Source organism: Paracoccus sp. MKU1, assembly GCF_001447385.1.
In the GTDB taxonomy this organism is placed as follows: domain Bacteria; phylum Pseudomonadota; class Alphaproteobacteria; order Rhodobacterales; family Rhodobacteraceae; genus Paracoccus.
Genome location: NZ_LLWQ01000056.1, coordinates 1 through 4,804, shown reverse-complemented (window position 1 = coordinate 4,804; position 4,804 = coordinate 1). Strand labels below are relative to the sequence as shown.

4 protein-coding genes and 2 pseudogenes are annotated in these 4,804 nt (G+C 67.7%); all 6 read right to left on the bottom strand.

Going from position 1 to position 4,804, the window contains the following annotated elements:
* A pseudogene (locus tag AQY21_RS27505) lies at positions 1–237 on the bottom strand (P-type conjugative transfer protein TrbG); the annotation flags it as partial.
* Positions 234–923 (bottom strand): conjugal transfer protein TrbF, encoded by a 690-nt coding sequence (gene trbF / locus AQY21_RS03305; RefSeq protein ID WP_058096400.1) that lies wholly within the window; start codon positions 921–923, stop codon positions 234–236. The pseudogene AQY21_RS27505 and the gene trbF, both read right to left, overlap by 4 nt.
* Positions 920–2,245 (bottom strand): P-type conjugative transfer protein TrbL, encoded by a 1,326-nt coding sequence (gene trbL / locus AQY21_RS03300; protein WP_058096399.1) that lies wholly within the window; start codon positions 2,243–2,245, stop codon positions 920–922. The genes trbF and trbL overlap by 4 nt, the downstream gene beginning before the upstream one ends.
* Before the next feature lie 3 nt (positions 2,246–2,248).
* A complete protein-coding gene (gene trbK-alt / locus AQY21_RS03295; protein WP_058096398.1) occupies positions 2,249–2,539 on the bottom strand; it encodes a putative entry exclusion protein TrbK-alt in 291 nt (96 codons plus the stop codon).
* A gap of 20 nt (positions 2,540–2,559) precedes the next feature.
* A complete protein-coding gene (trbJ, locus tag AQY21_RS03290) occupies positions 2,560–3,357 on the bottom strand; it encodes a P-type conjugative transfer protein TrbJ (protein WP_058096397.1) in 798 nt (265 codons plus the stop codon).
* A pseudogene (locus tag AQY21_RS03285) lies at positions 3,354–4,804 on the bottom strand (conjugal transfer protein TrbE); the annotation flags it as partial. The pseudogene AQY21_RS03285 and the gene trbJ, both read right to left, overlap by 4 nt.

Genomic DNA, 4,804 nt, shown 5'->3' with positions numbered 1-4,804 from the left:
ACCTTGCGCCGGTGTCCAGTCCGGCGGCACATGCAGCGGCTTTGGTGCCGGATCAGCAATGGCCGCAGGAGGCGGCGACGGCAATGGCGGCACATGGTCGTCATAGCTGAACTGCGGCGATTTCTGGGTGGTGCAGCCCGCCAGCGCGGTGGCCGACAGCAGGACAACGGCCAGCACGGATCGGGGCAAGCGCTGCGCCGGGGTGACGAACATTCCTTCGGTGAGAACAGCGGTCATTGGCTCATCTCCCGCGACCATGAGATCGCATTGACGTAGATGCCGAGGGGATTGGCGCGCAGGGTCTCGGCGGTGCGGGGCGTCTGGATCACCACGGTCAGGATCGCGGTCCAGCGCTCGGTGGATGACAGCTGGCCGTTCTCGTAGCGCTTCTCGGTCCAGGCGACCCGGAACGAATCTGGCGAAGCCCGGAGGACGCTGGACACCTCGACGGCGATCTGCTGGCGGCCGACGCGGGTGAAGGGATCGTTGGTGCGGGCATGGTCGTTCAGCGCCGCGGCGCCGCGGTCGGTGGTGAACTCATAGGCCCGGAGCCAGTTCTGCCGCACGACGATGGGATCGGCGGGGATGGACCGGACCTGCTCGATGAAGCGGCCGAGATGCCAGGCGATCTGCGGATCGGTCGGGCGGTAATCGGCCGAGGCCGGGGCGACGGCCTGGGCCTGGCCGAGATCGTCGACCTGCACCACCCAGGGTACCACGCTGCCGCGCGCCGATTGCCAGACCAGGGCAGCGGCGAAACCGGCGGCGAGGAACAGGCAGGCGAAGGCCATGAGCCGCCAGTTCCTGGCCTGGACGCGGGCCGAGCCGATGCGCTCGTCCCAGACCTGCGCGGCCTTCTGATAAGGCGTGACCGGCTCCGAGGTCTTGCCGTAATGCGTGGACGGGCGTCTGAACAGGTTCATGGCTTGTCGCTTTCGGAAAGGGAGACGGAGGCGCCGGGGCCGTGGCTGTCACCGGAGCGGATGGCATGGGCGGTTACGGTGGCGCCGCGGCCAAGGGATTGCCCACGCATGCGTTGCGCCCAGGCGGGCGCATTGCCGCCGGCACTGGCGTTTGCGCCACCCGCACCGGCGGCCGGGCCACCGAGCGTGCCCTGCGTGGTGGATCCACCGGTGCCGGTGAAGGCGGCTTTCATGCCGGCACTGCGGCTGGCCTTGAGACTGGCCGCCGCCTTGCGCAGCGGCGACAGCGCGGCGATGCCCGCGCCCTTGCCGACGCCGGCGGCCCCGGAGAGGGCGCCGCCGATCCCGGCCTGCCCAGCCGAATGCAGCGTATAAGCGGCGGAGGCGGCTCCGGCCGTGGCAGCCCCGCCGCGCGCGGTCATGGCACCGCCCTTGGCGCCCAGCACCGTGGCGCCACCGGCGGCGAGCGCGGCGCCGCCCACGGCCAGTCCGGTCCCCGCGACGGCGCCGGCGCCAAGCTGCGGACCGCCGGAAACCAATCCGGTGGCGATGCCGGGTCCGAAGATGCCGAGGCCGAGAAGGGAAAGCGCCGCCAGCACGATGGCCATGGCGTCGTCCACGGTGGGGGCGACGCCGCCGAAGCCCATGGTGAACTGGCTGAACAAAGTGCTGCCAATCCCGATGATCACCGCCAGCACGAGCACCTTGATGCCCGAGGAGACGACATTGCCCAGCACGCGCTCGGCCATGAAGGCGGTCTTGCCGAAGAATCCGAAGGGAATCAGCACGAAACCGGCGAGCGTGGTCAGCTTGAACTCGATCAGGGTGACGAAGAGCTGCACGGCGAGGATGAAGAAGGCGAGGATCACCAGCGCCCAGGCGAAGAACAGGCAGAGGATCTGGATCAGGTTCTCGAAGACCGCGACCCAGCCCATCAGGTCGGAGATGGATTCCAGCAGCGGCCGACCGGCATCCAGCCCGGTCTGGGCGACGCGGCCCGGCCGCATGAGATCGGCGGCAGAGAAGCCGGTGCCGGAGGCCATCAGCCCGACGCCGGCGAAGCTGTCGAAGACGATCCTCGCCAGCGTATTCCAGTTGGTGATCAGGTACGCGAAGACGCCGACGAAGATGGTTTTCTTCACCAGGCGCGCCAGAATATCGTCCTCGGCGCCCCAGGCCCAGAACAGCGCGGCCAGGGTCACATCGATGACGATCAGGGTGGTGGCGATGAAGGCGACTTCGCCGCCCAGCAACCCGAAGCCGGAGTCGATATAGCTGGTGAAGACCGCTAGAAAATTGTCGATGACGCCGGAGCCGCCCACGATCTATTCTCCCTCGGTGGACATAGCCGGTGGCGACTCTTCCCGCGTCCGACCGAGGAAACGATCACGGGTCTCGGCCCAGATCGCGAGGCATTCGGCATCGTCGGCCGCAGCCTCGCCCATGCGCTGGCAGCGGCGCTGGCCCTCGCGCAGCGGATCTTCGGACTGCGGCTGAACCTGCCGGCCGGGTAGCGGCGGCAGATCGCCGCTCCGCTCCATCCGGATCAGCGTCACGGTCATGACGATCGCCAGGAACAGGATGGCAACGAGCCGGGCCATCGCCTTGACCTCCATGGTTGCGCCTCCTCGGGCCTTCAGTTGTTGAACATCCGGGCATTGCCGGGCTGGTAGCCGGAGCCGGGCGTCAGGAAGCGCTGGCGCTGGATGCGGCCCTGCTCGGCCGCGGCCGCGCGTTCGGCCTCGCTCAGCGCCTCGGCGCGGCCGGTGGCGGCGAGGAGCGCGGTGAGGTCGGAGAGCTGCTGCGATTGCAGGGCCAGCAGCTGGTTGCCGGCCTGGCTGGCCTGAAGCGCGCCGACAGCATTCTGGCTCTGCTCGACCAATGTTGCCATCTCGGCCCGCTGCGCCTCGATATTGCCGGTGACGCCGGCCTGGACGCGCATGGCGTCCTGCAACCCGCCCATGGTGTTGCTCCAGCGGGTGCGGGCATCGGCCAGCAGCTGTTGCTCGGACATCGAGAGGTCGGGCCTGCCGTATTCCCGCTCGAAAGCCTGATCGACCTCCTGCACCTCGAAGGCGATGCTTTGGGCCTCGTCGAGCAGCTGCTGGGTGCGGGTGACGTTCTGCTGCAGCTGCTGCAGCGAGCTATGCGGCAGGCTGGCGAGATCGCGGGCCTGGTTGATCAGCATCTGGGCCTCGTTCTGCAGCGAGGCGATCTGGTTGTTGATCTGCTCCAGCGTCCGCGCCGCGGTCAGCAGGTTCTCGGCATGGTTGGTCGGGTCGTAGACGATGCGGCCAAAGCCGCCGAAGAAGGCATGGGCCGGCGTGGTCAGGACAGGGGTCAGTGCCAGCGGTGCGGCGAGCGTCAGGACCAGTGCCGCAGTGCTGGCGATGGTGCGAAGGGTGTGTGGGATAGCGATCGTATGGTGCCTCATGGCGCGATCTCCTTTTCTCCTGTTTCTGCGTCTGCGGGAATGGATGCGGCTTCGGCGTCAGTACCTTCGACCTGATCACTGGCTGGTCGGACCTCCGGATCGGACCCGTCCTCTGGGCCGGAAAACCCGGCCTGGGCGCCTCCCATCTCGCCATCAATGAGCGCCGCATCTGAACCAAACAGTTCAGATGCGGGCATGCCGGCCTCTTCCGGCGCGAGATTGCCGAGATCCGGGATCAGCTCGACCGCCCAATCGATGCCACGGTCGCGCAGCCAGGCGGCCAGGAAGCCGTCGCGGCCCTGTTCGGCGAAGATCGCCGCGATCCTTGCCTGATCGGATTTGGCAGAAGCGGCACAGAGGGCGAGGCCGATCTCGCTGAGGCCCAGTTCGAAGAGCCGGTTGCCGCGCCGGGACTGGCAGTAATAGTCGCGCTTGGGCGTCGCCCGGGCCAGAATCTCGATCTGCCGGTCGTTGAGACCGAAGCGGCGATAGATAGCGGTGATCTGCGGCTCGACGGCCCGCTCGTTGGGCAAGAGCAGCCGGGTCGGGCAGCTCTCGATGATCGCTGGCGCGATGGCGGAATGGTCGATGTCGCTCAGCGACTGTGTGGCAAAGACCACGCTGGCGTTCTTCTTCCTCAGCGTTTTCAGCCATTCGCGCAGCTGGCCGGAAAACACCTCGTCGTCCAGCGCCAGCCAGCCCTCGTCGATGATCAGCAATGTCGGGCGGCCGTCGAGCCGGTCGCCGATGCGATGAAATAGGTAGGACAGCACCGCGGGCGCCGCGCCGGTGCCGACCAGCCCCTCGATCTCGAAGGCCTGCACCGAAGCCGAGCCGAGATGTTCAACTTCCGCGTCGAGCAGCCGGCCCCAGGCACCGCCGATGCAATAAGGGCGCAAGGCCTGCTTCAGATCGTTGGATTGCAGCAGCACCGCGAGGCCGGTGATGGTGCGCTCCCCGACCGGAGCCGAGGCCAGCGAAGTCAGCGCCGTCCAGAGATGTTCCTTCATCTCCGGCGTAACGGCGATGCCTTCGCGCGAAAGAATGGCGCCGATCCAGTCGGCCGCCCATGCCCGTTCGGCGGTCTCATGGATACGGGCCAGCGGTTGCAGCGAGACCAAGGCCTCCTCTCCCTCGCTCAGCCCGCCGCCGAGATCGTGCCAGTCGCCACCCATGGCCAGCGCCGCCGCGCGGATCGAGCCGCCGAAATCGAAGGCAAATACCTGCGATCCCGCATAGCGGCGGAACTGCAGCGCCATCAGCGCCAGCAACACCGATTTGCCCGCCCCGGTCGGTCCGACGACCAGCGTATGGCCGACATCGCCGACATGCAGCGAAAAGCGAAAAGGCGTCGCGCCTTCGGTGCGTCCGTAAAGCAGCGGGGGTGCGCCGAAATGGCCGTCCCGCTCGTCGCCGGCCCAGAGTGCCGAGAGCGGAATCATATGGG

Coding starts and splice junctions, on each gene's coding strand:
- trbF (WP_058096400.1), bottom strand. CDS start 923: ATGAACCTGTTCAGACGCCCGTCCACGCATTACGGCAAGACCTCGGAG.
- trbK-alt (WP_058096398.1), bottom strand. CDS start 2,539: ATGGAGGTCAAGGCGATGGCCCGGCTCGTTGCCATCCTGTTCCTGGCG.
- trbJ (WP_058096397.1), bottom strand. CDS start 3,357: ATGAGGCACCATACGATCGCTATCCCACACACCCTTCGCACCATCGCC.